Origin of the sequence: Sandarakinorhabdus sp. (assembly GCF_031430775.1) — a bacterium.
Lineage (GTDB): Bacteria > Pseudomonadota > Alphaproteobacteria > Sphingomonadales > Sphingomonadaceae > Sandarakinorhabdus.
This window is the reverse complement of record NZ_JANPCD010000199.1, coordinates 1-26,628: the sequence shown is the minus strand read 5'-3', so window position 1 is coordinate 26,628 and position 26,628 is coordinate 1. Positions and strand designations below refer to the sequence as shown.

General features: G+C 63.7%; 27 protein-coding genes. 9 read left to right on the top strand and 18 right to left on the bottom strand.

Annotated elements, in window-relative coordinates; genetic code table 11:
* Positions 1 to 7: 7 nt before the first annotated feature.
* Complete coding sequence (locus tag RMQ73_RS12920; protein WP_310498695.1) at positions 8 to 352, bottom strand: GIY-YIG nuclease family protein; 345 nt, start codon at positions 350 to 352, stop codon at positions 8 to 10.
* A 39-nt stretch (positions 353 to 391) separates the two neighbouring features.
* Complete coding sequence (locus RMQ73_RS12915; protein WP_310498694.1) at positions 392 to 1,678, bottom strand: acyl-CoA dehydrogenase; 1,287 nt, start codon at positions 1,676 to 1,678, stop codon at positions 392 to 394.
* A gap of 278 nt (positions 1,679 to 1,956) precedes the next feature.
* Here RMQ73_RS12915 and RMQ73_RS12910 point away from each other — a divergent pair, with 278 nt between their 5' ends.
* From RMQ73_RS12910 to RMQ73_RS12900, 3 genes are all read left to right on the top strand, one after another.
* Entirely contained in the window at positions 1,957 to 2,514 is a 558-nt protein-coding gene (locus RMQ73_RS12910) for a GNAT family N-acetyltransferase (protein WP_310498693.1), read from the top strand.
* A gap of 207 nt (positions 2,515 to 2,721) precedes the next feature.
* Positions 2,722 to 5,388: a TonB-dependent receptor domain-containing protein gene (locus tag RMQ73_RS12905; RefSeq protein WP_310498692.1), complete on the top strand. Its 2,667-nt coding sequence runs from the start codon at positions 2,722 to 2,724 to the stop codon at positions 5,386 to 5,388.
* Between the two features lie 77 nt (positions 5,389 to 5,465).
* Positions 5,466 to 5,954 (top strand): Rid family hydrolase, encoded by a 489-nt coding sequence (locus tag RMQ73_RS12900; protein WP_310498691.1) that lies wholly within the window; start codon positions 5,466 to 5,468, stop codon positions 5,952 to 5,954.
* A gap of 54 nt (positions 5,955 to 6,008) precedes the next feature.
* On the opposite strand, the gene RMQ73_RS12895 is transcribed toward RMQ73_RS12900, so the two are convergent.
* Positions 6,009 to 6,647 (bottom strand): carbonic anhydrase, encoded by a 639-nt coding sequence (locus RMQ73_RS12895; RefSeq protein WP_310498690.1) that lies wholly within the window; start codon positions 6,645 to 6,647, stop codon positions 6,009 to 6,011.
* Between the two features lie 10 nt (positions 6,648 to 6,657).
* Positions 6,658 to 8,229 carry a SulP family inorganic anion transporter gene (locus RMQ73_RS12890; RefSeq protein WP_409049874.1) on the bottom strand — a complete coding sequence of 524 codons (1,572 nt, stop codon included), beginning with the start codon at positions 8,227 to 8,229 and terminating at the stop codon, positions 6,658 to 6,660.
* Positions 8,230 to 8,401: 172 nt separating this feature from the next.
* Between RMQ73_RS12890 and RMQ73_RS12885 the strand changes: the two genes are divergently transcribed.
* Complete coding sequence (locus RMQ73_RS12885) at positions 8,402 to 9,064, top strand: MBL fold metallo-hydrolase (RefSeq protein WP_310498688.1); 663 nt, start codon at positions 8,402 to 8,404, stop codon at positions 9,062 to 9,064.
* A gap of 20 nt (positions 9,065 to 9,084) precedes the next feature.
* Here RMQ73_RS12885 and RMQ73_RS12880 read toward each other — a convergent pair whose 3' ends face one another.
* The 5 genes from RMQ73_RS12880 to RMQ73_RS12860 all read right to left on the bottom strand — a co-directional run bounded on the left by RMQ73_RS12880 (position 9,085) and on the right by RMQ73_RS12860 (position 13,939).
* Positions 9,085 to 9,894 carry an outer membrane protein assembly factor BamD gene (locus RMQ73_RS12880; protein ID WP_409049873.1) on the bottom strand — a complete coding sequence of 270 codons (810 nt, stop codon included), beginning with the start codon at positions 9,892 to 9,894 and terminating at the stop codon, positions 9,085 to 9,087.
* A 61-nt stretch (positions 9,895 to 9,955) separates the two neighbouring features.
* Entirely contained in the window at positions 9,956 to 10,495 is a 540-nt protein-coding gene (locus RMQ73_RS12875; protein ID WP_310498685.1) for a 2'-5' RNA ligase family protein, read from the bottom strand.
* A 17-nt stretch (positions 10,496 to 10,512) separates the two neighbouring features.
* Entirely contained in the window at positions 10,513 to 11,955 is a 1,443-nt protein-coding gene (locus tag RMQ73_RS12870) for an aldehyde dehydrogenase family protein (protein WP_310498684.1), read from the bottom strand.
* 3 nt (positions 11,956 to 11,958) lie between these two features.
* Positions 11,959 to 12,939, bottom strand: a complete 981-nt coding sequence (locus tag RMQ73_RS12865) for an NADPH:quinone oxidoreductase family protein (protein WP_310498699.1) — start codon at positions 12,937 to 12,939, stop codon at positions 11,959 to 11,961.
* A 58-nt stretch (positions 12,940 to 12,997) separates the two neighbouring features.
* A complete protein-coding gene (locus RMQ73_RS12860) occupies positions 12,998 to 13,939 on the bottom strand; it encodes a hydrogen peroxide-inducible genes activator (protein WP_310498683.1) in 942 nt (313 codons plus the stop codon).
* Positions 13,940 to 14,052: 113 nt separating this feature from the next.
* On the opposite strand from RMQ73_RS12860, the gene RMQ73_RS12855 reads away from it, so the two are divergent.
* The 4 genes from RMQ73_RS12855 to RMQ73_RS12840 all read left to right on the top strand — a co-directional run bounded on the left by RMQ73_RS12855 (position 14,053) and on the right by RMQ73_RS12840 (position 16,419).
* A complete protein-coding gene (locus tag RMQ73_RS12855; protein ID WP_310498682.1) occupies positions 14,053 to 14,601 on the top strand; it encodes a peroxiredoxin in 549 nt (182 codons plus the stop codon).
* Positions 14,602 to 14,726: 125 nt separating this feature from the next.
* Positions 14,727 to 15,245 carry a carboxymuconolactone decarboxylase family protein gene (locus RMQ73_RS12850; RefSeq protein ID WP_310498681.1) on the top strand — a complete coding sequence of 173 codons (519 nt, stop codon included), beginning with the start codon at positions 14,727 to 14,729 and terminating at the stop codon, positions 15,243 to 15,245.
* A 97-nt stretch (positions 15,246 to 15,342) separates the two neighbouring features.
* Positions 15,343 to 16,047: a serine O-acetyltransferase EpsC gene (gene epsC / locus RMQ73_RS12845; RefSeq protein ID WP_409049872.1), complete on the top strand. Its 705-nt coding sequence runs from the start codon at positions 15,343 to 15,345 to the stop codon at positions 16,045 to 16,047.
* A 33-nt stretch (positions 16,048 to 16,080) separates the two neighbouring features.
* Complete coding sequence (locus RMQ73_RS12840) at positions 16,081 to 16,419, top strand: DUF2794 domain-containing protein (RefSeq protein WP_310498680.1); 339 nt, start codon at positions 16,081 to 16,083, stop codon at positions 16,417 to 16,419.
* 22 nt (positions 16,420 to 16,441) lie between these two features.
* Here RMQ73_RS12840 and RMQ73_RS12835 read toward each other — a convergent pair whose 3' ends face one another.
* The 9 genes from RMQ73_RS12835 to gph all read right to left on the bottom strand — a co-directional run bounded on the left by RMQ73_RS12835 (position 16,442) and on the right by gph (position 25,435).
* Positions 16,442 to 17,335, bottom strand: coding sequence for an SDR family oxidoreductase (locus tag RMQ73_RS12835; protein WP_310498678.1), 894 nt, complete (start codon positions 17,333 to 17,335; stop codon positions 16,442 to 16,444).
* A 94-nt stretch (positions 17,336 to 17,429) separates the two neighbouring features.
* Positions 17,430 to 18,146, bottom strand: a complete 717-nt coding sequence (gene phoB / locus RMQ73_RS12830) for a phosphate regulon transcriptional regulator PhoB (protein WP_310498677.1) — start codon at positions 18,144 to 18,146, stop codon at positions 17,430 to 17,432.
* Between the two features lie 26 nt (positions 18,147 to 18,172).
* The gene (gene phoU, locus RMQ73_RS12825) at positions 18,173 to 18,892 is read right to left on the bottom strand and encodes a phosphate signaling complex protein PhoU (protein WP_310498676.1); all 720 of its coding nucleotides are present in this window, start codon (positions 18,890 to 18,892) and stop codon (positions 18,173 to 18,175) included.
* A 13-nt stretch (positions 18,893 to 18,905) separates the two neighbouring features.
* Positions 18,906 to 19,652 (bottom strand): phosphate ABC transporter ATP-binding protein PstB, encoded by a 747-nt coding sequence (pstB, locus tag RMQ73_RS12820; protein WP_310498697.1) that lies wholly within the window; start codon positions 19,650 to 19,652, stop codon positions 18,906 to 18,908.
* Between the two features lie 50 nt (positions 19,653 to 19,702).
* Positions 19,703 to 21,001, bottom strand: coding sequence for a phosphate ABC transporter permease PstA (gene pstA, locus RMQ73_RS12815; RefSeq protein WP_310498675.1), 1,299 nt, complete (start codon positions 20,999 to 21,001; stop codon positions 19,703 to 19,705).
* Complete coding sequence (gene pstC / locus RMQ73_RS12810; protein ID WP_310498674.1) at positions 21,001 to 22,395, bottom strand: phosphate ABC transporter permease subunit PstC; 1,395 nt, start codon at positions 22,393 to 22,395, stop codon at positions 21,001 to 21,003. Before pstC ends, pstA begins: the two co-directional genes overlap by 1 nt.
* Complete coding sequence (locus RMQ73_RS12805; protein WP_310498673.1) at positions 22,392 to 23,408, bottom strand: substrate-binding domain-containing protein; 1,017 nt, start codon at positions 23,406 to 23,408, stop codon at positions 22,392 to 22,394. The genes pstC and RMQ73_RS12805 overlap by 4 nt, the downstream gene beginning before the upstream one ends.
* Positions 23,409 to 23,555: 147 nt before the next feature.
* The gene (locus tag RMQ73_RS12800; protein ID WP_310498672.1) at positions 23,556 to 24,752 is read right to left on the bottom strand and encodes an ATP-binding protein; all 1,197 of its coding nucleotides are present in this window, start codon (positions 24,750 to 24,752) and stop codon (positions 23,556 to 23,558) included.
* Positions 24,749 to 25,435 carry a phosphoglycolate phosphatase gene (gene gph / locus RMQ73_RS12795; protein WP_310498671.1) on the bottom strand — a complete coding sequence of 229 codons (687 nt, stop codon included), beginning with the start codon at positions 25,433 to 25,435 and terminating at the stop codon, positions 24,749 to 24,751. Before gph ends, RMQ73_RS12800 begins: the two co-directional genes overlap by 4 nt.
* Positions 25,436 to 25,527: 92 nt before the next feature.
* Here gph and glmU point away from each other — a divergent pair.
* The coding region (glmU, locus tag RMQ73_RS12790) for a bifunctional UDP-N-acetylglucosamine diphosphorylase/glucosamine-1-phosphate N-acetyltransferase GlmU (protein WP_310498670.1) at positions 25,528 to 26,628 on the top strand (1,101 nt) is incomplete at its 3' end.

The following is a 26,628-nucleotide window of genomic DNA, read 5'->3' as shown; positions in this document are numbered from 1 at the left end:
CTCCCCGTCACCCCCGCGAAGGCGGGGGTCCATCACCTGACAGGGCGGCATGCGGCGGAAAACCCAGATCGCTGACTGCAAGGTCGCGCCATTCCGGGTTCGCTGTTTCAATCAGCCGGATTTTCCAGGCCCGGTTCCAGTGTTTCAGCTGTTTTTCACGGGCGATGGCGCTGGTGATCTCGCCATGCGCTTCGTGCCAGACAAGGCGGTTGGCGCCGTAGCGGCGTGTAAAACCAGGGGTTTCACCAAGCCGATGTTCCGAAACACGGCGCATCAGATCGGCGGTGACGCCGATGTACAATGTGCCCTGGCGGCGACTGGCGAGAATATAGACATGCCCGCCTTTTTCCATGCGCCGATGGTAGCGGCGCGCGCACCAGCCGCAAGCCGCTTACCCGAACATCCCCCGCCTTGGCCCCAGATAGCCGAACAGATAGGCGCCCACCTTGCGCATCTGGATCTCCTCCGACCCTTCGGTGATGCGATAGCGGCGGTGGTGGCGGAAGATATGCTCGAACGGTTTGTGGCGGGAATATCCGATGCCGCCGTGCACCTGCATGGCGCGGTCGGCGGCTTCGCACACCAGCCGGTTGGCCCAGTAATTGCACATGGAAATCTTGTCCGAAAGCTGGCTTTCAATGGCTTCGTGCGGCAGCCGGTCCATGTCCCACGCCGTCTTGTAAATCAGCAGGCGCAGCATCTCGCACTGGGTGGCAAGCTCCACCAGCGGGAACTGGATGGCCTGGTTGCGGGCCAGCTCCTGCCCGAACGGCTTGCGTTGCCTTGCGTATTTAACGCTTTCCTCCACACAGAACGTCGCGGCGCCCAGCGACGAGGCGGCCTGGCGGATGCGGTTCTGGTGCACAAAGCTCTGCGCCAGCGACAGCCCGCGATCGACGGGGCCGAGCAGCGTGCTGTCCGGCACCCAGACGTTGGTGAAACTGACACGCGGATGATCGGTGGGCATGTTGAAGGTCCACAGATACTCCTCCACCTTCAGCCCCGGCGTGTCCGTCGGCACCAGGAAACACGAAATCCCGCGCGCCGCACCGGCGTCCCCTGAGGTGCGCGCAAATGTGGCGCAGTGGGTCGCGACATGCATGCCGGTCGTCCACATTTTCTCGCCGTTGATCAGCCAGCCCGCCACCCCGTCACGGGTTTCCGGCACCGCAGTGGTTTCCATGTGCGTCGCGTCGGAACCATGGTCAGGCTCGGTCAAGCCAAAGGCCGTGATGCGCTGCCGCGCAAAGCCGCCCAGGATGAATTCCTCCTGCTGTGCCTGGGTGCCGAAATGCTCGAACATGGCGACGAAGGGAAAATTGCCGACGATGCTGTGTTCGTTCTGCAAGTCGTTATGGAGCCCCAGCCCCATGGCGGCAAACCGATCGCGGATGACCGCCATCCACAGGTTGGACCCGTCCTTGCCGCCATATTTCTTCGGCGCCGAAAACCGCCAGTGCCCCGCCTTGTCGGCGCGCATGCTGGCCTCGCGCAGCAGCAATTCCCATTCGTGACGCGGCAGGCCGCCGTTTTCGAAATCGGTACGCGCCCATTCGCGGCGATGGTCGAAGAACCGGATATTGTCGTTTTCCTGCTCCAGCGGCTTGATCTCGGCGGCGATGAAGCCGTCAAGCTCGGCCAGATAGGCGATCAGATCAGCCGGCAGGGAAAAGTCCATGGGTCAGGCTCCTTTGCGCATCAGCATTGCCGCAATGGCTGGACTGCGTAACTGACGGATGCGCGAGGGGCATTTGAGAGCCGCGCGTTCGCAGCACCCCGGGCAGGGCAGCCGCGTTCGGGCAGTCGCCATAGGGCAAACGCCTCATTCAATCGGGGGCATGAACAAAGCCAAGGTGATACGGTGAACCGGAAAAGCCGGCAGCGGAATGGGGAGCGACCTGGAATGCAGCCCAGCGGACACGGCCATGCGCACTCACCAACCCACAGGCGCCGCGCATGGCGTTGAGGATCCGGCCGGCCTGCCTGCCGGATGTTCCGGCACTTGAACCGCTTATCGCGGCGTCGGCACGCGCGCTTGGACAGGGTTACTATTCCGCCACAGAAACAGAGGCCGCCATCGAGCATGTCTTTGGCGTCGACACAGAGCTTGTCGATGACGGCAGCTATCTGGTTGCGACGCGTGATGGCGAGATTGCCGGATGCGGCGGCTGGAGCCGGCGGACTACGTTGTTTGGCGGCGACCGATATGCCGGCCGCGCGTCCGGCCTGCTCGACCCGGCGCTGCATCCGGCCAAGATCAGGGCGTTCTTTGTGGCGCCCGGCGCCGCCCGCCAAGGGGTCGGCGCCGCCTTGCTGCTGGCCTGCGAATCGGCTGCTGCCAAGGCCGGTTTTCTGGCTACCGAATTGATGGCCACGCTGCCCGGCCAGCCCTTCTACGCAGCCCATGGATACCGTCCCGATGCTGCGGTCGTGCTTGATCTCGGCGGCATTCCGGTGCGCTTCGTACCGATGCGCAAGCAATTTTCTGTCACATTCCTGCAACAGGTTGGGTGAAAATCAGCGTTTGCGCGAAGTGCGTATGGGGGATTGTTGCGCGGCAGGGTTGAAACTGTGCCAGACAAAGGGCTGGGTGCTGTTCGATCGAACAGGGGAATCAGATCCAGTGTTATTTCGGGTCCGGCACGTTGCCGGGCCACCGCGCAAGGACCAAGGTCTGCGCCGCACCTGCGGCGGCTCACCAAGGCAATTTGGGGGACTATCATGCAATTTACCGAACTTTCGACGCGACGTGCCAACCTTCGTCTGGCTGGCTCGCTTGCCGTGCTGGCGTTTGCCGGCATGGCCGATCTGGCTCTGGCACAGACCGCAACCGACCGCGCCGCCGACCGTGCAGCATCATCGGCCAAGGAAGGCGCAGGTCCGGGCGGCCTTGAGGATACGATCGTCGTCACCGGCACCCGCCGTACCGACCGCACGGTCACCGAAAGCGCTGTGCCCGTCGACGTGTTCAGCGCCGGCGACATCAAGGTCCAGGCGTCGCCGCAGTTGCAGACGATCCTGCGCAACCTCGTTCCGTCCTTCAACCAGCAGCGCAACCTGCTCGGTGATGGTTCTGCCTTCATTCGTCCGCCCTCGTTGCGCGGCCTGCCCGCCGACCAGGTGCTGGTGCTCATCAACGGCAAGCGCATGCATCGCTCGGCGCTGGTCCAGGTCACGGGCGGCGCGCTCAATGCCGGCGCCCAGGGTCCCGACCTTTCGCAGATCTCGGCTGGCGCAGTCGGCCGCGTCGAAGTGCTGCGCGACGGCGCTGCGGCCCAGTACGGTTCCGACGCCATTGCCGGCGTCATCAACATCGGCCTGAAAACCAACGACAGCGGCTTTGAAATGCAGGGCCGGTATGGCCAGACGTACATGGGCGATGGCCAGGACACGCAGATCTGGGCCAATTGGGGTACCAAGCTGGGTGATGGCGGCTTCTTCAACGTCACCGGTGAATTCATCGACCAGAACATCTGGGACCGCGCCGTGCAGCGCCCGGAGGCTGCTGCCTTGCAGGCACTGGGCTTCCAGGTCCGCAACCCGGTCAACCGCCTTGGTCAGCCTGAAAACCGTGCCTATCGCGGCGCCGTCAACTCGATGATCCCGGTCGGCGACAAGGGCGAAGTCTATCTGTTCGGCAACTATGGCTGGCAGAAGCAGGGCAACGACTTCAACTATCGCCGCCCGGTTGGCGTCACCGTAACCCCGATCCCCGGACAGCCCGGCACGGCCACGCAGGGCAAGTCGATCAACACGACGTATCTGGACCGCCTGCCGAACGGCAACTGGGATGCCAACGGCCGCACCTTCGAAGCGAGCCAGTTTTTCCCCAACGGCTTCACGCCCTTCTTCGAAGCCACGAACGAAGACGTGGCCGGCGTCGTCGGCTACCGCAACGAAACCGAAGGCGGCCTGCGCTATGACCTGTCGGTCGGCTCGGGCATGAACCGCGTGCGCTACTTCATGAGCGAGACGCTGAACCCGTCGCTCGGCCCGCAGTCACCGCAGAGCTTCTATCTCGGCGCCCTGACCCAGCGTGAAACCAACCTCAACCTGGATGTCAGCTATCCGGTCGAAGTCGGCTTCGCCAGCCCGCTGAACATCGCCGGCGGCCTCGAATTCCGCCGTGAAAGCTATGCGGTCGGCCTTGGCCAGCGCGAGTCCTGGGTTGCCGGTCAATACGCCGCCCAGACCGTGCAACGCACGGACGGCACCACCTTCCTGTCGACCAAGCCGGTCGGCTCGAACGGCTTCCCGGGCTTCGGTCCGGATTCGGTCATCGAAGGCGGCCGCAACAGCGTTTCGGCTTACCTCGATCTCGAAGCCGACATCACCCAGGCCTTCACCCTCGGCGTTGCCACGCGCTATGACCGGTTCACCGATTTCGGCAGCACCTTCAACGGCAAGATCAGCGCTCGCTGGGCCTTGAACGAAATCATCGCCCTGCGCGCTGCCGGCAGCACCGGCTTCCGCGCCCCGACGCCGGGCCAGCAGTTGACGTCCAACGTGCAGACCGCCTTCCCGGGTGGCAGCCCGGTGCCATTGTCGGTTGCCACCGCGCGTCCGGACAGCACCGTCGGCCTGTACTATGGCTCGGGTGCGCTGCGTCCCGAAAAATCGGTCAGCTTCTCGGGCGGCATCGTGCTGACGCCGGGCGGCGGCTTCAACGTGTCGCTCGATGCCTACACGATCAATGTGCGTGACCGTATCGGCATCACCGGCCAGTTCGTCGTTACCGCGGCGGATCAGCAGGCACTGTTCGCGCTGGGCGTGCCGACTGCACTGGATCTGGGCCGCGTCAACTATTTCACCAATGGTTTCCGCACCAAGACCCAGGGCGTCGATCTCGTCATCACCCACAAGGGTGAAAGCGATGCCGGCACGTTCAACAGCAGCCTTGCCGTCAACTACAACCGCACTCGGGTCACCGAGCGCCGCACCATCAGCCTGGCCGACATCCGCCCCGGCGATACGCGGACGCTGGCGTTGATCGATGACGTCCGCAAGGGCAACATCGAGGATCAGGTGCCGCGCTGGCGCGCCATCCTGGCCACTTCCTGGAGCAAGGGCATTTTCGATGCCACGGCGCGTGTGAACTATTCCGGGTCCTTCTCGGCATGGCTCGACCCGACCACCAGCAACCCGGCACCCAACGTGCGCAGCTTTGGCGCCCGCGCCACGGTTGATCTCGAAGTCGGCATCACGCTGGAGGAAACCTATCGTCTGGCAATCGGCGGCGAAAACATCTTCAACGCCTATCCGGAACGCGAAACCCGCAACATCTTCCCGTCAACTGGCGGTGCTGCAAACGGCTCGCGCTGGCCGGATGCTTCGCCGATCGGTTACATGGGCGGCTTCTGGTACGTTCGCGCCTCGGCCAAGTTCTGAGCGCAGCAAGAACAGGCTTGTAAATCACGGGCGGCAGGACAATCCTGCCGCCCGTACTTTATCTGGAGAAGGTCATCATGAAATTGTCCGCACTGCTCGCTTGCGCCGCGCTGTCATGCGTCGTCGCCGCGCCCGCCATGGCTGCGCCCAAAGCCAATGTGCAGAAGATCACGAGCACGCCGCCCGGCCGCATCCTTGTCGGCGCCAAGGTGGCCGCAAAGGCTGAGACTTTCTATTTGTCCGGTCAACTCGCCTCCCCCGTGGATGCCAGCCAGCCCAGCGAATATGGTGACACCAAGACACAGACCATCAGCACGCTCAAGAAAATCAAGGCGGCACTGGAAGCCAATGGCTACAAGATGGCCGACATCGTGCGTATGGACGCCTATCTGACCGCGGCGCCGAACATGGCCGGGAAGATGGATTTTGCCGGCTTCAACGCGGGCTTCGCCGAGTTTTTCGGCACGGCCGAAAACCCCACGACAGTAAGCCGCACGACAATGCAGGTTGCCGCTCTGGCCGGGCCGCAGTTCCTCGTCGAGTTGACGGTCATCGCCGCCAAATAAGCGAGCCGTCGTCCATCAAAGGGGCCGCCCGGAGACGGGTGGCCCCTTTTGCGTTCAGACGAGTACACGCTCCGGGCGCGGCACTTCGGCCAGCACCGTGTCGCGGGTGACGCGCATCAGCGGCTTGATATGGCCATCGCGCAGATCATAGACCCAGCCGTGCAGCGTCAGCGGCATGTCCGCCTCAAAAGCCTTTTTAACCGGCTCGGTCTGGGCAAGATGCAACAGCTGGTCGCGGACATTGACCTCGACGAGGCGGTTCACCTTTTCCTCAGGCGTCGGCATGGCGTCGATCTCGTCCCGATGATCGTCAAGCACCTGCCGGGCATGGGCCAGCCAATCCTCGATCGGCTGGTCTGCGCCGCCATCCAGAGCGGCCTGCACGCCGCCACACCCATAATGGCCGCAGATGACGACATTCTCGACACCCAGCACGTGCACGGCATAGTGCAGAACCGCCATCAAATTGCCGTCGTCGGGATAGACCAGGTTGGCGATGTTGCGGTGGACGAATAGGCCGCCGGGCACCGCCTGCGTCATCTGATCGGGCGCCACACGGCTGTCGGAACAACCGATCCACAGAAACACCGGCTTTTGCGCGCCGACGTTGCGATTGAAATAATCGGGGTTTTCCGCGAGCATTTCTGCGGCCCAGGCCCGGTTGGCCAACATCAGCTGATCGATTTCCTTCATGTCTGGCCTTTCAGGTGGCGCGGGCGCGGGTCAGCGGCGCATTGATCTTGGCTGCCGCGCGCATCATGTGATCGGCCTTTACCACCACCCGGATGTCGCGGAACTGGGCCGCCTTGGCAAAGCTGTTGATGATGTCGATGCAATCGAGATCGACATAGCTTGTCGCCGAGAGGTCGATCAGCGCGACATAGCCCGACGGCACCCGGGCCAGCGCCTCCTGCAATGCCGGCTTGTGCATGAAATACAGGTTGCGGCGGGCGCGGATCATCGCGGAATCGCCATGCTCGACATAGGTGATGATGCCGCCAGTGCTGCGATAAATGACGAACACCATGCCGACCGCCAGACCAATGAGAATGCCGATCAATAAATCGGTGAACAAAATGGCCAGCACGGTCACCACAAAGGGCACGAATTGCGTGATGCCTTGCCGCCAGCGACTGACGAACAGCGCTGGCTTTGCCAGCTTGTAACCGGTGGCAATCAGCACGGCCGCCAGGGCCGACAAGGGAATGAGGTTCAGGACCGATGGCATCAGCGCCACTGATCCCAGTAGCCATCCGCCGTGCAACATGGTGGACAGCCGAGAATTGGCACCCGATTCGACATTGGCCGACGAGCGCACGATGACCGATGTGACCGGCAAGCCTCCGATCAGCCCTGAGGTCATGTTGCCGATGCCCTGGGCCAGCAATTCGCGATTCTTGTCGGTGATGCGCCGCTTGGGATCAAGCTCGTCCACCGCCTTGACGCTGAGCAGCGATTCGAGGCTGGCGACGATGGCCAGCGTCGCCGCTGCCTGCCAGACGGCGACATTGGTGATCATGGCGATATCCGGAAAGCGGAACAGGCCGAAAAAGCCCGATAGCGAGGCTGTCACCGGCACCTGCACGAGATGGCTGGCGCCGATGGCAAGGCCAGGCGCCCAGATGGCAAAGCCCTGATTGGCCGCAATGCCGAACGCCACCACAACCAGCGGGCCGGGCAGCAGGCGCAGCGGGCCTTGCTTTGGACGCGCCTTGTCCCACCAGAACAGGAAAACGAGGCTGAGAAGCGCGATCAGCGCCGCGCCCCACACAAAGTCGGTGCGCAGCATGTCGGCCAGCGTAGAGAATGTGTTGCTGCCGTCACGCTGGAAGAAGCTGAAATCCCCTTCGTAATCACCGTCATATCCGATGGCATGCGGCAGCTGCTTGAGGATGAGAATGAGACCGATGGCGGCCAGCATGCCGGTAATGACGGCGCCCGGCACGAATTCGGCAATGACACCGCCGCGCGTCAGGGAAAAGATGACCTGGAGCACGCCGGCCAGCACCACCGCGAGCAGAAATGCCTCGAAGCTGGGCAGGCTGGCAATCGCAGCCAGCACGATAGTGGTCAGGCCCGCAGCCGGGCCGGATACAGACAGCGGCGAGCGGCTGAATGCGCCCACGACGATGCCGCCGATGATGCCGGATATCAGCCCCGAAAAAAGCGGCGCCCCCGAAGCCAGCGCCACGCCGAGGCACAATGGCAAAGCCACCAGTGCCACCACGATCGATGCCGGCAGGTCTTGCCGCCAACTTGCCAGCAGGGCCGTCATGACGTTGCCGGCTGCGCCGCCGCTGCCCGTCCTGTCTATTCCTGTCGCCATTCAATCCTGCCTGAAACTTCCACGGTCATGTCCTTACCGGACCTGCGGCATTTGCCAATGGCTCGCCCTGCCGCACACCACACGGCTTGCAAGGCGCAAGTCAAGTCGGCAGACAGGCGCGATGAACATCAAGCCTCCCCTCCAGGCCGTCATTATCCCGGTCACGCCGCTGCAACAGAATTGCACCCTGATCTGGTGCACCAAGACCATGCGCGGCGCCTTTACCGATCCGGGCGGAGACTTGCCGCGATTGAAGGCGGTTGCAGCCCAGCACGGCGTTACCATCGAAAAGCTGCTCGTCACCCATGGCCATATCGACCATTGCGGCCTGACAGGCGTGCTGGCGCAGGATCTGGGCGTGCCCATCGAAGGGCCGCACCCCGATGACAAATTCTGGATCGACATGAACCCGGCGCAAGGTGCGCAATATGGCGTGCCGGGCGCGACGGCCTTTACCCCCGACCGCTGGCTGTTCGACGGCGATCAGGTGACTGTGGGTGAACTGGTGTTCGATGTCTATCACTGTCCCGGCCATACGCCCGGGCACGTCGTGTTCCACCACGCGCCGTCAAATCTGGCGATCGTGGGCGACGTATTGTTTCAGGGATCGATTGGCCGCACGGATTTTCCGCGCGGGAATTTCCAGGACCTGGTGACGTCGATCACTGGCAAGCTGTGGCCGCTGGGCGATGATACGGCATTCGTGCCCGGGCACGGCCCGATGAGCAGCTTTGGCCAGGAACGGCGCAGCAATGCCTATGTCGCGGATTCCGTGCTCGGATAGGCGCCCGGGTTGCTGCCGTCTCAGGCGCCGGTTTTCACCGGCATTGCCTCGGGCACAAAACGCTCAATCAAGCGATAGCTCCGTTCGTACCATTTGCTTTCGGGATAATTGCGGCTGAGCACGGCGGCAGCCTTTCTGGCTTCTTCGGGCACGCCGAGCGACAGATAGCATTCGACCAGCCGATGCAGTGCCTCGGGCGTGTGGGTGGTCGTATCATAACGGTCGATTTCGTTGCGGAAACGGATGATCGCCGCCAGATACAAGCCTTGGCCCTGATAGAACCGCCCGACTTCCATTTCCTTGCCGGCGAGATGGTCTCGCGCCAGATCGATCTTCAGCCGCGCATCGCTGGCATAGTCGGTGTTGGGATAGCGGCGGATCAGTTCACCCAATGCGTCAAGCGCCTGCTGGGTGATCTTCTGGTCCTTCTGCACACCGCTGATCTGCTCGTAATAGCTGACGGCAACCATGTAATACGCATATGCCGCCTCGCGGCTGCCCGGATGCAGCGACAGGAACCGCTGCGACGAGGAAATCGATTCGTTATATTCGCCAGCAACATAATAGGCATAGCTGGACATCAGCTGGGCGCGGCGGGCCCATACCGAATAGGGGTGCTGGCGCTCCACTTCGTCGAACTGGGCGGCCGCAAGCTTGTACTGGCGCTTGTCCAGCGTCGTGCGCGCGGCCGAATAGAGCGTCTCTACATCCTGTGCGAGATAGCTCTGGTCCTTCTTGCCCTTTTTCCCGGACGCGCACGCGCCAAGCGCAAGGAGCACCGACACTGCGGCAAGGGGGGCGAAAAGCGGGCGCGAAAACTGCATGGCCATCCCTGTAACCGATAGCCGGGAGCGGGGGAAGCCGGGTGATGCGCGCGATGCGGCGACCGGTTCAGCTGCCGCGAAAGCCGACCCGGGCCACGGGCTGCCACGGCCCGCCACAGTAGCGCCAGAGCGCCAAGGCGCAAAACTGAGTCGTGATGGGCTGGAATGTCGCCGACAGCCGCTCGAATGTCGCCCTGGCCTGCGCACCGGTCACCTTGTTCTGGATGGTGACATGCGGCCGCCAGCCCTGCGCGTCCTGCAGAGTCAACAGCCCGTGCCAGCCATGCGCCAGCTCGTCGCGAATGGCGCTGAGCTCGGGACTGTGCACCGCCATGGCAACGCCGCGGCCCATGAACCGCAGGTGGGGCATTTCGGCCCGGGGCGGCGGCAGCGGGCCGCACACGGCCTTGAGCCGGCGCAGCACATCATCGGCCATACTGCCCGGCAATGCGTGGAACAGCGTGACATGTGCCGGCACCTGGTTGCGTTCGGCGGGAAAATGCGTCTGCCGCAAGGCTTCGAGCCGGCCTTGCACCGATGCCTGCGCCAGCGCCGTGACGATCAGCGGGCGGTGATCGAGCGTCACTTCCCCTGCGGGCTGTTTCACATGTCCTGCGGGCAGTGTCACATGTCCTGCGGACGGCGGCGAATGACCAGATTGCGAATTTCGGTCATGTCCTCCATCGCAAAACGCACGCCCTCGCGGCCCAGCCCGCTGTCCTTGACGCCGCCATAGGGCATGTTGTCGACACGGTAGCTGGGCACGTCATTGATGACCACGCCGCCGACATCGAGATGATCCCAGGCCTTCAGCATCTGGAACAGGTCGCGAGTGAAGATGCCGGCCTGAAGCCCGAATTTGCTGTCGTTGACGATATGCAACGCTTGCGCAAAATCGCTGAACCGGATCAGGAACGCCGCCGGCCCAAAGGCTTCCTCGGTGTTCAGCCGACAATGCGGCGGCACATTTTCGAGCAGCGTCGCGTCCAGCATGGCGCCGTCGCGCCCGCCGCCACACAGCAATGTGGCGCCGGCATCCACCGCTTCGCGTATCCAGCCATCTAGCCGCGCGGCTTCCTTCACATCGATCATCGGGCCGATGAAAGTCGCCTCGTCCGCCGGGTTGCCGGCAATCAACGCGCGTGTCCGGTTGAGCAATTTCTTGGCGAACGCATCATAGACCGCGTCATGGACAAGGATGCGCTGCACCCCGATGCAGGACTGGCCGGACTGGTAGAAGGCGCCGAACACGGTGCGGTCGGCGGCATCATCGAGATCGGCGTCGGGCATGATGACCACCGCTGCATTGCCGCCCAGTTCCAGCACGACCTTTTTCTTGCCGGCGCGGGCCTTTAGATCCCAGCCGACATCGGGCGAGCCGGTAAACGACAGCAGCTTGAGACGCGGGTCGGTGGTGAACAGGTCGGCGCCTTCGCGGTGCGCCGGCAGGATCGAAAAAGCGCCGGACGGCAGCGCGGTTTCGGCCAGCACTTCGCCAATGATGATGGCTCCCAGCGGCGTGCGGCTGGCCGGTTTCATCACGAACGGGCAGCCCACGGCAATTGCCGGCGCAATCTTGTGGGCGGCGAGGTTGAGCGGAAAGTTGAACGGCGAGATGAAGCTGCACGGGCCAATGGGGACGCGTTTCCACATGCCCTGATAACCGCGCGCCCGCGCCGAAATATCGAGCGGTTGCACTTCGCCCGTCATCCGCACGCTTTCTTCGGCCGCGATACGAAACGTGTCGATCAGCCGCGTGACCTCGCCGCGCGCATCGCGGATCGGTTTGCCGGCCTCGATGCACAAGGCCTGCGCCAGCTCATCCGCCCGCTCGGTGAAGCGCGTCACACAGTGCGCCAGCACTGCCTGGCGTTCATAGCTGGCCATGGCCGCCATCGCCGGCGCCGCCGCCGCCGCCGCCGCAATGCCGGCATCTATGGTGGCGGCATCGGCCATGGCCACCCGCGTCGCCGCTACGCCAGTGAACTTGTCAGTGACGACAAGATCGGCGTTTGGCGCATGCGCCTTGCCGGCCAGATACAGCGGATAGGTTTCGCGCAGCGCCACAGGTCAATCCGCGACCGACAGCACGATCTTGCCCTGCGCCTTGCGGTCCATCATCCAGCGAATGGCCTGCGGGCCTTCCTCCAGGGTGAAATGCCGCGAGACGTGCGGCTTCAGCCGGCCTGTTGCATACCAGGTCAGCAACTCGGCCATATTCTCCTGATGCAGTTTGGGCTCGGCCTGGGTGAAGGCGCCCCAGAACACGCCGACGATGCTGGCACCCTTGATGAGCGGCAGGTTCAGCGGCAGCGCCGGAATGGAGCCAGCGGCAAAGCCGACGACGAGATAGCGGCCATTCCACGCAATGCTGCGGAACGCCGGTTCCGCAAATCGGTCACCGACCGGATCATAGATGACATCGACGCCGCGGCCCTTGGTCAGCGCCTTGACGCTGTCCTTAAGATCGGAAGTGGCATAGTTGATGACGTCGTCGGCGCCATATTGGCGGCACAGCTCAAGCTTTTCATCGGTCGAGGCGGCCGCGATGACACGGGCGCCCATCGCCTTGCCAAGCTCCACGGCCGTCAGGCCGACACCGCCGGCCGCGCCCAGCACCAGCAACGTCTCGCCGGGTTGAAGGCCCGCACGCTGTTTCAGGGCGTGGTGGCTGGTGCCATAGGTCATGGTGAAACCGGCGGCGACATCGAATGGCATGCCGTCCGGCATCCGCACGACCTGCGCCCGGTTCGCGATCACCTGCTCGGCCATGCAGCCATGGCCGGTCATGGCAACGACGCGGTCGCCCACGGCCAGATCGGTGATGCCTTCGCCCAAGGCATCGATAACACCGGCAGCTTCACCGCCCGGCGAGAACGGCAGCGCGGGTTTGAACTGATAAAGGTTCTGGATGATCAGTGTGTCGGGGAAATTCACGCCCGAGGCATGGACCTTGACCCGGACCTGGCCCTTGCCCGGTTCAGGCAGCGCGACGTCCCCGATCACCAGTCTTTCGGGCGGACCATGTTCCACGCACAAGACGGCCTTCATCATGTTTTCCCCTTGGGCTTTGGCGGGCCTTGCTGCCCCCCCAGAATTCAACCGGCAATCAACCGGTCGGCACAATAGCGGCGCTGGCCGCGCTGTCCACCGCGTCCGCCTCGGCGCGCTTCATCGTTTCGCCGAGCAGCCGGAATTCGCTGTCGCGCAGCGACCCCTGGCGCCAGACCAGCGCGATGGTGCGCGCGGCGCCGCCCGACAGCGGCCGTGCAATCAGGCCGCTGCCAGCTATGATGCCGGCATCCAGCGCCATGCCCGGCACGAGCGTCTGGCCAAGCCTGCCGGCGACCATTTCCACCAAAGTCACCAGCGACGTGCCGCGCGCCTGCGAATCCGCCCTCAGTTCAGGTCGTCCGCAGACGCTGAGCGCCTGGTCCTTCAGACAATGGCCATCCTCCAGCAGCAGCAGATGATGCGCGTCGATGGAATCGGGCGCCACTGCCGGCGGCGGATCGATGAGGTCGCCGGGATGGAACACCAGGAAAAACGGATCGTCGAACAGCGGCATGGCGGTGATGGCGCCGCAGTCCCACGGCAGCGCCAGCAGAACGGCATCGAGCGTGCCCCGGTTCAGCGCCTCGCAGGCGGGGCCGCTCATGTCCTCGCGCAGGTACAGCTTGAGGTCGGGCCAGTTGGCACGCACCGTCGGCAATACGCGCGGCAACAGATATGGCGCGATGGTCGGGATGACGCCCAGCCTGAGCGGCCCGGCCAGCGGCCGGTCGGCACCAACGGTCAGCGCCGCCAGCGCGCCGGCTTCGCGCAGCACATCATAGGCCTTGGCCACGACGCGCTCGCCCATCGGCGAGAAGCGCACGACCCGGCGGTTGCGCTCCACCAGGCGCACCCCCAGCAGCGATTCGAGCTCGGCCAGGCCAGCGGATAGCGTGGACTGGGTCACGAAACAGGCTTCGGCGGCTCGGCCGAAATGGCCATGAATGTGCAGCGCGGTCAGATACTGCAATTGCTTGAGCGTCGGCAGGAAGGTCATCGATAAACTCGATTTATAATGCTCAGATAATCGATTGGATTTCTATAACGCTGCGGGCCATTGAGCAATCCGCGAAGCCCGCACACCCGAATTATTCCCTGAAAGGACATCCCATGGCCCTTACCGTTGGCGATACCATCCCCTCCTTCACCCTGCCCGTGCAGCAGGGCGTTGCCGCCCTGCCCGCCGGCGAAACGCTGGACATCACCACCGCCTATCCCGGCAAGTGGAAGATCCTGTTTTATTGGCCCAAGGATTTCACCTTTGTCTGCCCGACCGAAATCATCGGCTATGGCGACCTGCTTGGTGATTTCGCCGACCGCGACGCCGTGTTGATCGGCGCATCGACCGACACCGATTTCGTGCACTTTGCCTGGCGCCAGTCGGACGAGCGCCTGGCCGCCTGCAATTTCCCCTGGCTGGCCGACAATTCCAAGCTGCTTGCCGATGCACTGGGCATCGTCGTGGCCGGTGCCGGTGTTGCGCTGCGCGCCACTTTCATCATCGACCCCGAAAATGTCATCCAGCACATCACGGTCAATGGCCTGAACGTCGGCCGCAACCCGGCCGAAACGCTGCGCGTGCTTGACGCCCTGCAGACGGACGAGCTGTGCCCCTGCAACTGGACCGAAGGCCAGGACGTCCTCAAGCCCGCAGCATGATGCGCAGCCCTCTCCCGCTTCGGGAGAGGGCGGTGACGCGAAGCCTCGCGGGGTGGGGGATGCATGTCTCCCGCCCCGCCGCTCTCACCCTCCCGCGCCGCCCCCGCGCGGGGAAAGGCACTCCCATGATCTTCTCCGAACTCGCCAAGACCTTGCCCGATTATGCCAAGGACCTGCGCCTGAATGTTTCCAGCCTGTTGACCGAGCAATTGCTGAGCGACCAGCAGAAATGGGGCACGATCGTTGCCGTTGCCCATGCCTGCGCCTTCAAGCCGCTCATCGACGCCGCCGAGGCCGAAGCCGCGACCAAGCTGACGCCCGAAGCCATGAACGCCGCCAAGGCTGCCGCCAGCATCATGGCGATGAACAACATCTATTATCGCTTCACCTACATGGCGTCGCGGCCCGACTACAAGACGATGCCGGCCAAGCTGCGCATGAACGTCATTGGCTCGCCCGGTATCGAAAAGGCGGATTTCGAGCTTTTCAGCCTGGCTGTGTCGGCCGTCAATGGCTGCGGCATGTGCGTTGATTCGCATGACAAGGTGCTGGCCCAGCACGGTGTCGGTGCCGACAAGATCCAGGCTGCGGTGCGCATCGCCGCCGTGGTCCATGCCGTGGCCCGCACGTTGCAGGCCATCTAAGCGTTTGGCGCGGGCCGCACGGTCCGCGCCCCCGCGCCTGTACAAAAGCGCGGGCCAAGCTGGCCATGGGGTGCACAATCAGTTAAGCTACGCTCAAATGTCGGCATACCACCTGCCGACTGGAGCGAGTGTCATGGGCCTGATTGCCTATCTTGATTCGGTGAAATCCCGCGATCCGGCGCCGAGGTCGCGCTGGGAAGTCTTGACCTATCCCGGCGTGCTGGCGCTTGGCATGCACCGGCTGGCGCACGGCCTGTTCCGGGCCGAGCTCTTTCTGCTGGCGCGTATCGTCAACCATCTGTCGCGCTTTCTGACGGCTATCGACATCCATCCCGGCGCCCGCATCGGCCGCAATTTTTTCATCGATCATGGATTTGTCGTCATCGGCGAAACGGCGCAGATCGGCGATGACGTGACCATTTATCAGTGCGTGACGCTGGGCGGCACCGACCCGGCCGGCGGCATTGCCGGCAAGCGCCATCCGACGCTGGCCGACGGCGTCATCGTCGGCTCGGGCGCGCAGGTGCTGGGGCCGATCACGGTCGGTACACGGGCGCGTATCGGTGCAAATGCCGTAGTCACCCGCGATGTTGCCGAAGGGGCCACCATGGTCGGAATTCCGGCAAGGCCGGTGCCGGTGGATGCCGGCGAATACGCCAAGGCCTTCATGCCCTATGGTACGCCGTGTGCCCAAAAATTCGACCCCGAGACGCAAAAGCTGGAACTGCTGCGCTGCGAGATCGAGACGCTGAAAAGCCGTCTGGACGCGTTGACCGAGGAAGAGCGCCGAAAGGCCGGTTGACCCTGGGCGCGGCGGCGTACAGACTTTCGCTTGATGAACAATGTCACTCCGTTGCCGGCGAGCCCTCCCGCACAGGTCACCTTTACCCGGCAGGAACTCGATCGCATCATGTCGATCTATGGCCGCATGGTCGCGGCAGGCACCTGGCGTGACTATGCTCTGGCCTTCGGGGCAAGACAGGCGTGTTTCTCGGCCTTTCGCCGCGCCGCCGAACATCCCGAAGTGCAGATCATCAAGGACCCTGCGCTGCGCCTGCGTCAGGGCGAATGGCTGCTGCTCGGCGAAGGCGGCGCAATCCTGAAGCGCGGGCATGAACTGGCCGGCGTACTGGCAGTACTGGAACGCCGGCTGGTCAAGCTGGTCGAGGCTTAGCCCGGCCCAGCAAGCACGGGTTTTACCGGCCGCCCAGCGCCATCGCGCCCTGCGCCGCGCCGGTGTCGGGCACGAGTTCGCCGGTACGATCGCTGATTTCCTCAAAGCGAGCGGCCACGGTTTCGGCGGTCATGTCATCGGCGCCGACATGGATGCCGCGCGTGAGCGTGACATAGCTGCGTTCAAAACCGCCGCCGCCGGCGTTGATGACGGCGTTGCTCGGCGCGTCCTCGCTGACCAGATAGACTGCCGCCGGCACCACGGTTTCCGGACCCATCCGGGCCAGAAGCTCAGGCGGCATGAGGTCTTCGGTCATGCGGGTGGCGGCCAGCGGCGCCACGGTGTTGCACTTGACGTTGTATTTGGCGCCTTCGAGGCTCAGCGTCTTCATCAGGCCGACCAGGCCCAGCTTGGCGGCGCCATAATTGGCCTGACCGAAATTGCCATACAGTCCGGTCGATGAAGTCGTCATCAGGATGCGGCCATAGGCCTGTTCGCGCATGATTTCCCACACCGCCTTGGTGCAGATGACGCTGCCGATCAGATGCACGTCGAGCACCTGGCGGAAATCATCCAGGCTCATCTTGACGAACGTCTTGTCGCGCAGGATGCCGGCGTTGTTGATGAGAATATCGATGCGGCCCCAGCGTTCCTTGACGTTGGCGACCATGCGCTCGATCGCCGGCGCATCGGTGACGCTGGCGCTGTTGGCCATCGCTTCGCCGCCGGCAGCGGTGATTTCATCGACCACCGCCTGCGCCGCCGACAAAGACGAGCCGGAGCCGTCGCGGGCGCCGCCCAAATCGTTGACCACCACCTTGGCCCCGCGCCGTGCCAGTTCCAGCGCATAGGCCCGGCCGAGGCCGCCGCCAGCACCGGTGACAATGGCAACGCGATTGGCAAAAGAAATGGTCATGTGTGAATCAGCCCTGATGTGGATGCGGGCGGACATTTAGCCGACAGGCCGCCGGCAGGGAAGCCGGTTTGCTTGTCGTGCAGTGACGCAGGCACTAGGCAGCCTGCGAAACCGACACCGAATCAAGTGCATAACCCGCAGAACGCACGGTACGAATAAGGTCGGGCAGCTCTTCTCGGCCCGATGTGCTGTTCACGGCCTTGCGCAAGCGGCGAATATGCACATCGACCGTGCGCTGTTCGACATAGACATCGCGGCCCCAGACGGCATCGAGCAGTTGTTCGCGGCTGAACACGCGGCCGGGATGTTCGAGGAAATGGCGCAACAGGCGAAACTCCGTCGGCCCCAGCTGGATGGTATGGCCATCGCGTGTCACACGGTGCGCCGTGGTGTCCATTGAAATGCCGGCATAGTCAAGCGCGCCGCCTGACAATGCGGGACGCAGACGGCGCAGCACGGCGCGGATACGGGCGATGAGTTCGCGGGGGCTGAACGGCTTGGTCATGTAATCATCGGCGCCGGTTTCCAGCCCGCGAATGCGGTCGGCCTCGTCGCCGCGTGCCGTCAGCATGACGATCGGCAGGTTGGCGGTGGCCGGCGCGCGGCGCAGGCGGCGGCAAACCTCGATGCCCGACAGGTTGGCGATCATCCAATCGAGGATCACGAGATCTGGTTTCTCTTCCTCGGCCAACGTCAGCGCTTCCTCGCCGTCGCCGGTGCGGACGACATCAAAGCCTTCCTTTTCGAGATTATAGGTCACGAGTTCGACCAGGCTGGCATCGTCTTCGACAAGCAGGATCTTGGCGCGCATGGCTTGGGACTCCCTTTTGGGCTGGATCACGACGGATCGGCAATGGAGGATGTGTTGTCGGTCTTGGTGCGGTCGGTGATGCGCTGGCCAGTCACGGCAAAATACACCATCTCGGCCACCGATGTGGCATGGTCGCCCATCCGCTCGAGGTTCTTGGCGACAAACAGCAAGTGCGTCGAAGGCGTGATGTGATGCGGATTTTCCATCATGAACGTCAGCAGGGACCGGAACAGGCTGTTGTAGAATTCATCGACATGATGGTCACGCTCGCACACCGCCAGCGCCAGTTCGGGATCACGGTCGACAAAGGCATCAAGCGCATCGCGGATCATTTCGGCGACGGTGCGGGCCATTTCCGGCACGATCACTGCCGGCGCAATTGGCTGCACCTGGGCAAGCGCCGATGCGCGCTTGGCGATGTTCTTGGCATAGTCACCGACCCGTTCGAGGACGCCGGCAATCTTCAGGGCGGCGACAATCTCGCGAAGGTCATCGGCCAAAGGTGCGCGCAGCGCGATGATGCGCACAGCCAGCGCCTCGGCTTCGGCCTCCAGCACGTCGATGCGGGCATCATCGGCGATGACCTGCTGTGCGGCGTCAACGTTGCGCTGGGTCAACGCTTCGACGGCAGCGGTGATCTGCAATTCGCACAGCCCGCCCATGCGCGTGATGATGCCGCGCAGCTGTGCAATATCTTCGTCGAACGACTTGACGGTATGGGCAGTGGGCAGGGCGTGGTCTGACATATGTGCTCCTCACTCAGCCGTAGCGGCCGGTGATGTAATCCTTGGTGCGGGTTTCGCGCGGATTGGTGAAGATCGTCGAAGTGTCACCATATTCCACCATGCTGCCAAGGTGGAAAAATGCCGTCTTCTGGCTGACACGCGCGGCCTGCTGCATGTTGTGGGTGACGATGACGATGGCATAGCGGCCGCGCAGATCGTCGATCAGTTCCTCGATCTTGGCCGTCGCGATAGGGTCGAGCGCCGAGCACGGTTCGTCCATGAGGATGACCTCGGGGTCCACTGCAATGGCGCGGGCGATGCACAGGCGTTGCTGCTGCCCGCCCGACATGGCCGTGCCGCTTTCGCCGAGCCGGTCCTTGACCTCATCCCAAAGTCCGGCGCGGCGCAGCGCGTTTTCGACGATGATGTCGAAATCCGCCTTGGCGCGAGCCAGGCCATGGATGCACGGGCCATAGGCAATATTTTCATAGATGGATTTTGGAAACGGGTTGGGTTTCTGGAACACCATGCCGACCCGGGCGCGCAGCTGCACCACGTCCATCTGCGGGGAATACACGTCCTTGCCGTCCAGCGCGATGGCGCCTTCGACACGGGCGCCATCAACGGTGTCGTTCATGCGATTGAAGCAGCGCAGGAATGTCGACTTGCCGCAGCCCGACGGGCCGATGAAGGCCGTGACATTTTCCTGGCTGACATCAATGGACACGTTCTTAAGGGCCTGTTTGGCCCCATAGAAGACGCTGACATCGCGCGCCGTCATCTTGATGGGACTGTTATGTCCCACGGATGCGATTTGGGCCTTGCTGTCGTTCACCAGCGCCTCTCGAACTTGTTGCGAAGATAGATGGCCAGGCTGTTCATCATGAGCAGCACGACAAGCAGCACGATGATGGCAGCAGACGTTTTTTCGACAAAGCCGCGCTGCACATCGTCCGACCACAGGAACACCTGCACCGGCAGCACCGTGGCCGGCTGGTCAAAACCGGCCGGAATGTCGGTCACGAACGCCCGCATGCCGATCAGCAGCAGCGGCGCGGTTTCGCCCAACGCCCGCGCCATACCGATGATCGTGCCGGTAAGAATGCCCGGCAGCGCCAACGGCAGCACATGCTGGAACACGACCTGAATCGGCGAGGAACCGACGCCCAGCGCTGCATCACGAATCGATGGCGGCACCGCCTTGATGGCAACGCGGGCAGCGATGACGATGACCGGCAGCGTCATCAGCGCCAGCGTCAGGCCGCCGACGATTGGCGCCGAGCGCGGCATGTTGAAGAAGTTGAGGAAAACGGCGAGGCCCAGCAACCCGAAGATGATCGACGGCACCGCGGCAAGGTTATTGATCGACACTTCGACAAGGTCGGTCCAGCGGTTGCGCGGCGCAAACTCCTCAAGATAGATCGCCGAAAGCACGCCGATGGGAAAGGCGATCCCGATAGTGACCACAAGCGTCAGCAGCGAGCCCAGCGCGGCCCCCAGTATGCCGGCGATTTCCGGGTCGGTGGAATCCGCGCCCGACAGGAATTCGGTGTTAAGACCGGTGCGGACCAGGCCCTTGGCGGACAGATAATTCCAGTCGGCGACTTCGCGGTCGGACACGCCGCGGCTGTCCGAAGGCGCACCCAGATCGAACTTGCCTTTGGCAAGCAGGTCGATGTTGCTCTTGACCGGCACCCAGTAAGTGCGCGTCTGCCCGACAAGACCGGGGTCGGCCTCCACGGCCTGACGCAGGCGCACCCAGGCCGCTTCGCTTATGGTGTCGCTTGCCGGACCAAGTTGCCTTGCCGACTGCTGCATCAGCGCGACGAAATCGCCGCGCCGGATCAGTCGCTGGCCATCGGCGCCGCGCAGGGCCGCCGGATCGAGCCCGATGATGGTCGGATCAAAGCGGACTTCGACGCGCACTTCGGTGCTCTGGAAACCGCTCCAGCCATCACGAACGATAGTGAACAACAGGAATACCAGGAAGGTCGCCGCCAGCATCAGCGCGCCCAGGCCCAGCCAGCGAAAATTGCGCTCGGCACGGTAACGGGCGGCGATGCGCCGCTGCATGTCCGGCGAGGACCAGTCGGTCGGCGGCCGCGCTGTTGCAAGTGGAGCCATGCCCATCACTCATAGGCCTCGCGATAACGTTTCACCACGGCAAGCGCATAGATGTTGAGCACCAGCGTGATGACGAACAGCACCAGCCCCAGCGCAAAGGCCGACAGGGTCTTGGCCGAATCAAACTCCTGGTCGCCTGTCAGCAACGCAACGATCTGGGTGGTGACGGTGGTGACACTGGCGAAGGGGTTGGCCGTGAGATTGGCGGCGAGGCCGGCGGCCATGACAACAATCATGGTCTCGCCGATGGCCCGGCTGACGGCAAGCAGCACGCCGCCGACGATGCCGGGCAAGGCCGCCGGCACCAGCACGCGCTTGACGGTCTCCGACCGAGTCGCGCCCATCGCCAGGCTGCCGTCACGCATGGCGCCGGGCACCGCGGTCAACGCGTCGTCCGCCATGGACGAGACGAAGGGAATGATCATGATGCCCATCACCAGCCCGGCGGCGAGTGCGCTTTCGGCCGACGCATCGACCATGCCCAGCGCCACCGCAAAATCGCGGACGGCCGGCGCCACCGTCAGCGCCGCGAAAAAGCCGTAAACGACCGTGGGAACACCGGCGAGCAGTTCGAGCATAGGCTTGAGCCAGCGGCGCACGTCGGGCCGCGCATATTGCGTGAGATACACCGCCGACATCAGTCCCAGCGGGATGGCAACGATCATGGCAATGATTGCGCCGATGAAGATGGTGCCCCAGAACAGCGGCACGGCACCAAAGGCGCCCGACGAGCCGACCTGGTCAGCCCGGATCGCTGTTTGCGGCGACCATTTGGTGCCAAACAGAAACTCGGTAGGCGACACGAGATTGAAGAACCGCACCGATTCGAAAATGAGCGAGAGCACGATGCCGAACGTGGTGATGATCGCCACCGCCGAAGCCAGCACGAGCGTCACGCGCACCAGTGTCTCGACCCGGTTGCGAGCACGAAAATCCGGCCGCAACCGCGAATAGGCAAACAACCCGCCCATCAGCAGCAACGCCAGCGAAGCGCCGCCTGCCGCCAGGCCAAGCGACGTGCGGTTCTGCACATAGACCGGCACCAATCCGGGCGCAGCCGGGTTGAACGACGTGTCCATCGCGCCCGAGGCAAGCCCGCGCACTTCATTCATCAGCGCGGCGCGGTCAACGGCGGTGGCCGGGCGCGAGGCCGGCGCAATGCTTTCGATAACGCGCTGTTCGGTCCAGCCTGCACCTAGCGCGGCAAAACCGGCGAGTATGAGGAGCGCAGGGGCCAGCGCCACCATCGCCACAAAGGCACCGTGATAGACTGGCCGCGAATGGACAGCGCCAATGACCGGGCCGGCAGCGGCAACCATCGCATTGGCGCGGGCGCGACCGAACAGGAACGCCATGGCCGCCAGCGCCAGCACCAGCATGAGCAGGACCGGCAACGTCATTTCACGGTGCTTTCATCAAGCACGCCAAGGTCGCGGGCGATGACAGCATTGCGGGCACGCACTTCGTCGGCCGATGCCACCAGGCCCTTTCGGGCCAGATAGCCGGTGCGGCCCCAGGTCGATTCACGGGCATATTCGCCCAGGAACTCGCGCATGCCGCGCACCGCAGGCACATGTTGCGACTTAATGTAGAGGTATAGCGGCCGCGAGGCCGGAAACACACCCGATGCGATATTGGCATAGGTGGCCGGCACGCCGTTCAGCGGCACATCCTTCACCCGGTCGAGGTTTTCTTCCATGAAGCTGTAGCCGAACACGCCAAGGGCATTGGGGTTGGCACTGATCTTCTGGACGATGAGATTGTCGTTCTCGCCGCCCTCGACAAAGGCGCCGTCCTCTCGAACCTTTTCGCAGATCGCCTTGTAACGCGGCTCGTCGGACTTTTTCAGGGCCTTCATCGCCGGCTCGGTCTCGCAGCCGCGTGCCATGTACAATTCGTTGAAGCTGTCGCGCGTGCCAGATGTGGGCGGCGGACCAATGAGTTCGATACGAATATCGGGCAACGCCGGATTGACGTCGCGCCAGCGCCTGGCCGTGTTGGGGCCGCGTCCAAAGGGATTGGCGGCCATCGCCAGATAAATGTCACGCTCGGACAGGTTCTGGAACTGCCCGCTGCGCGCCTGTGCCACCACAAGACCATCCACCCCGACCTGCAATTCGATGACGCCCTGGACGCCGTGTGCGGCGCAGTCCTTGATTTCGCTGGGCTTGATCCGCCGCGATGCATTGGCGCCATCGGGATATTGTTGGCCCACGCCCGAGCACATCAGCTTGATGCCGCCGCCAGTGCCGGTCGATTCGACGATGGGGGCCGGATATTCCGGCCACGCGCGCTTGAACTGTTCGGCAACGGCAGTCGTGAAAGGATAGACCGTGGACGAGCCGACGATTCGGATCTGACTGCGACCATCGCCGCCGCAAGCCGTTGTCAGGCCGAAGAGCCCTAGCATCATCGCTGCCGCCACTGGTCGTCTCTTGTGCAACGATGGCCCCTGAAACAATGTCTGGGCGCGAAACCCGAAAACCCGGCGCCCTTCAAGCGCCCCCGCAGCGCCCTGATATGACATTGCGATGTGGGGATTATGACGGTTATGTTGCCGTTATATGACGATGTTCGGAGCGCGAATCGGGTTTTGTCGCGGCGCCTGCGGCAGTGTGAAGCTGACCTTGGTGCCAACGCCCTGCCGGCTTTCGATTTCCAGCCTGCCACGGTGCCGCTCGACGATATGCTTGACGATGGCAAGACCCAGCCCTGTACCACCCATCGTGCGACTGCGCTGCGAATCGACTCGGTAAAATCGCTCGGTCAGGCGCGGCAGATGCTCGGCCGGGATGCCTTCGCCTTGATCGCTGACACTGATCCGTACCAGCTGCGGCTGGCCAGGCGGTGCCGGCTCGGGGTGGATCGCGACATGGATGGGTGATCCGGACTGTCCATATTTCAGGGCGTTGGAGACAAGATTGTGCAGCACTTGCAGGATCTGGTCACGGTCCGCGATGACATCGGGCAGGTCAGGCGCCTCCTCGACGATCAACTTGCGGTCATCGGCCGCCAGCCTGACATGCAGTGCGCTGCCGACCTCACCAAAGATTCCCGACAGGCTGATCGTAGAAACGGGCCTTACATATTTGTCGATCTCGATCCGGGAAAGCGACAGCAGGTCGTCGATCAAGCGGCTCATGCGTTCGGCCTCGAGCGCCATGATTCCCAGGAAACGCGCCCGCGCCGGCTCATCCTCGGCTGCCGGGCCTTGCAGCGTTTCGATGAAGCCCGACAACGTTGCCAACGGCGTGCGCAGTTCGTGGCTCGCATTGGCAACGAAATCGACACGCATCCGCTCGGTCAGCCGTGTCTGGGTAATATCGTCGAACAGGATCAGCGTCAGGTTGTCGCCCGCCGCCGCCATCTGCACGCGCCAGACGCTGTTGCTGGCGCCGCTGCCCAGCCCGGTGATTTCGCGCGGCGCAGCAAAGCCGGTGCGCCGCGCTTCATCCAGTGCATCGAGAAGAATGGGATGGCGCACCGTCAGCGTCAGATCGCGGCCTTCGAAGCGTTCGCCGAACAATTGCCGCGCCGCTGCATTGGCGGCACGCACGACCGAGCCTTGGGCGATGATGGCTGGATCGTTGAGCGCGTCTATGCTGACAAGGTTCGCCGGCGCGGGTGCGGGTGCAGGCGGGTCGGCCAGCTTCAAAGCCGGCGGGTCATCAGGCCGTGTCAGCCGGCCAATGACAATGCCGAACAGCAGCGCCGCCAGCAGCAGGACGGCAATTTCGGAGGCAAGAACCGTGGTCATCGCGCTGGGTCTCGCCCGGACAGCCGCGCCAAAACGCCAAGCAGCGCGTCATAGTGATCGATGACGGCATCGGCGCCCAGATCCGCGACCGGCCGGTCGGAAAAACCGAAGCTGACGGCGATGACCGGCACGCCCGCCGCGCGTGCCGCCGTCGTATCCGTTATCGAATCGCCGACAAAGGCGGCATCGCCGGAATCACCCCCGGCAGCGGCAATGGCGGCATGGACATGGCCAGGGTCAGGTTTGGGCGCCGGCACCGAATCAAAGCCGATATTCGCTGCAAATCGCCCCTCCCATCCCAGCGCGGCAATGAGCGACCGGCTGAGCGCAACCGGCTTGTTGGTGCAAATCGCCAGCCGGCAGTCGGCGGCCGCCAGCGCATCAAGCGCGCGCTCCACCCCGTCATAGGGCCGCGATCCCACCGCGATATTGGCGCTGTAGTGTGCAAGAAAATGCGGCACGCCTTCTTCGACCAAAGCGGACGTCATGACGCCCGTGGCTGCAAGGCCCTTTTCCAGGAGCCGGCGGGCACCGTGCCCGACCATATGGCGCACGCTCTCGGGCGGCACCGCTGCGCGGCCCATCAGCCCAAGGGCATGGTTGAGCGCCGCCGTCAGATCGGGCGCCGTATCGACGAGGGTGCCGTCAAGGTCGAAAACGATGGTGCCGGGGTAAATGCTCACCACTTCCAGATGCGCCGCTTGTGTTTCAAAAACAATGCAGCCGCCCGCGCTTTTCAATTGGCGGGGGTTATGGCAGGGCGCATGAGGTGACCATGACGCCCGAAACCGCACCGATCGCCGCCATCATCCTGGCTGCTGGCCAGGGCACGCGTATGAAGTCCAGGCTGCACAAGGTGCTGCACCCCATCGCCGGCAAACCGATGCTGCTGCATCTGATGGACAGCCTGTCGGAACTGGCGCCGGCACGGACGGTCGTGGTGGTCGGCGCGGGCCGCGAACAGGTCGAATCCGTGGCGGTGCCGCGCGGGGCCAATATTGCAGTGCAGTCGCCGCAGCTTGGCACCGGCCATGCCGTCGCGCAGGCCGAGCCGGCACTTGGTGATTTTGATGGCAAGGTACTGATCCTGTACGGCGATGCGCCGCTTGTGACAGCGGCGACCATGGCGCGGCTGCTGGCGGCGTTGAATGATGATGTCGGCGTTGCCGTGCTGGGGTTCCGCCCGGCGGATGCTGCCGCCTATGGGCGCATCATCGCGGACGGCGATTCGATACGCAAAATGGTCGAATTCAAGGACGCCAGCCCTGCCGAACGCGCCGAAAACCTGTGCAATTCCGGCTTGATGGCGGTGCGCGCGCACGAACTGTTCGCGCTGTTGGCCCGCATCACCAACAACAATGCCGCCGGCGAATATTATCTGCCCGATGTCGTGACGCTGGTTCTGGCCGATGGCGGCCGCGCCCGCGTCATCGAAACCATCGCCGATGAAGTGGCCGGCGCCAACAGCCGCGGCGAACTGGCCCTGCTCGAAGGCTTGTTCCAGGCCCGCAAACGCAGCGAAATGATGGCAGCCGGCGTGACGCTCATCGATCCGGCCACAGTCCGTTTCGCCGCCGACACGGTTATCGAAAATGATGTCACCGTCGAGCCTTTCGTCGTGTTCGGCTCCGGCGTGCGAATCGCCAGCGGCTCGGTCATCCGCGCGCACAGCCATGTCGAAGGTGCCGATATCGGCGAAGGATGCGAGGTCGGCCCGTTTGCGCGGTTGCGGTTAGGCACCGTGCTGCATGCGCGGGCCAAGATCGGCAATTTCGTCGAAACCAAGAAGGCCGTGTTCGGCCCGGGCGCCAAGGCCAACCATCTGTCATATCTGGGCGATGCCCAAATCGGCGCCGGCGCCAACATCGGCGCTGGA

What these genes read in the sequence shown, in the direction of transcription:
- RMQ73_RS12840 (WP_310498680.1), top strand. Translation starts at nt 16,081, where the DNA reads ATGAACAATGTCACTCCGTTGCCGGCGAGCCCTCCCGCACAGGTCACC.
- RMQ73_RS12920 (WP_310498695.1), bottom strand. Translation starts at nt 352, where the DNA reads ATGGAAAAAGGCGGGCATGTCTATATTCTCGCCAGTCGCCGCCAGGGC.
- RMQ73_RS12805 (WP_310498673.1), bottom strand. Translation starts at nt 23,408, where the DNA reads ATGATGCTAGGGCTCTTCGGCCTGACAACGGCTTGCGGCGGCGATGGT.
- pstA (WP_310498675.1), bottom strand. Translation starts at nt 21,001, where the DNA reads ATGGGCATGGCTCCACTTGCAACAGCGCGGCCGCCGACCGACTGGTCC.
- RMQ73_RS12900 (WP_310498691.1), top strand. Translation starts at nt 5,466, where the DNA reads ATGAAATTGTCCGCACTGCTCGCTTGCGCCGCGCTGTCATGCGTCGTC.
- RMQ73_RS12915 (WP_310498694.1), bottom strand. Translation starts at nt 1,678, where the DNA reads ATGGACTTTTCCCTGCCGGCTGATCTGATCGCCTATCTGGCCGAGCTT.
- RMQ73_RS12865 (WP_310498699.1), bottom strand. Translation starts at nt 12,939, where the DNA reads ATGAAGGCCGTCTTGTGCGTGGAACATGGTCCGCCCGAAAGACTGGTG.
- RMQ73_RS12835 (WP_310498678.1), bottom strand. Translation starts at nt 17,335, where the DNA reads ATGACCATTTCTTTTGCCAATCGCGTTGCCATTGTCACCGGTGCTGGC.
- epsC (WP_409049872.1), top strand. Translation starts at nt 15,343, where the DNA reads ATGTCGGCATACCACCTGCCGACTGGAGCGAGTGTCATGGGCCTGATT.
- RMQ73_RS12895 (WP_310498690.1), bottom strand. Translation starts at nt 6,647, where the DNA reads ATGAAGGAAATCGATCAGCTGATGTTGGCCAACCGGGCCTGGGCCGCA.
- RMQ73_RS12890 (WP_409049874.1), bottom strand. Translation starts at nt 8,229, where the DNA reads ATGACGGCCCTGCTGGCAAGTTGGCGGCAAGACCTGCCGGCATCGATC.
- RMQ73_RS12860 (WP_310498683.1), bottom strand. Translation starts at nt 13,939, where the DNA reads ATGACCTTCCTGCCGACGCTCAAGCAATTGCAGTATCTGACCGCGCTG.
- RMQ73_RS12885 (WP_310498688.1), top strand. Translation starts at nt 8,402, where the DNA reads ATGAACATCAAGCCTCCCCTCCAGGCCGTCATTATCCCGGTCACGCCG.
- RMQ73_RS12880 (WP_409049873.1), bottom strand. Translation starts at nt 9,894, where the DNA reads ATGGCCATGCAGTTTTCGCGCCCGCTTTTCGCCCCCCTTGCCGCAGTG.
- RMQ73_RS12855 (WP_310498682.1), top strand. Translation starts at nt 14,053, where the DNA reads ATGGCCCTTACCGTTGGCGATACCATCCCCTCCTTCACCCTGCCCGTG.
- phoU (WP_310498676.1), bottom strand. Translation starts at nt 18,892, where the DNA reads ATGTCAGACCACGCCCTGCCCACTGCCCATACCGTCAAGTCGTTCGAC.
- RMQ73_RS12850 (WP_310498681.1), top strand. Translation starts at nt 14,727, where the DNA reads ATGATCTTCTCCGAACTCGCCAAGACCTTGCCCGATTATGCCAAGGAC.
- RMQ73_RS12910 (WP_310498693.1), top strand. Translation starts at nt 1,957, where the DNA reads ATGGCGTTGAGGATCCGGCCGGCCTGCCTGCCGGATGTTCCGGCACTT.
- RMQ73_RS12800 (WP_310498672.1), bottom strand. Translation starts at nt 24,752, where the DNA reads ATGACCACGGTTCTTGCCTCCGAAATTGCCGTCCTGCTGCTGGCGGCG.
- RMQ73_RS12905 (WP_310498692.1), top strand. Translation starts at nt 2,722, where the DNA reads ATGCAATTTACCGAACTTTCGACGCGACGTGCCAACCTTCGTCTGGCT.
- pstC (WP_310498674.1), bottom strand. Translation starts at nt 22,395, where the DNA reads ATGACGTTGCCGGTCCTGCTCATGCTGGTGCTGGCGCTGGCGGCCATG.
- phoB (WP_310498677.1), bottom strand. Translation starts at nt 18,146, where the DNA reads ATGCGCGCCAAGATCCTGCTTGTCGAAGACGATGCCAGCCTGGTCGAA.
- pstB (WP_310498697.1), bottom strand. Translation starts at nt 19,652, where the DNA reads ATGACGGCGCGCGATGTCAGCGTCTTCTATGGGGCCAAACAGGCCCTT.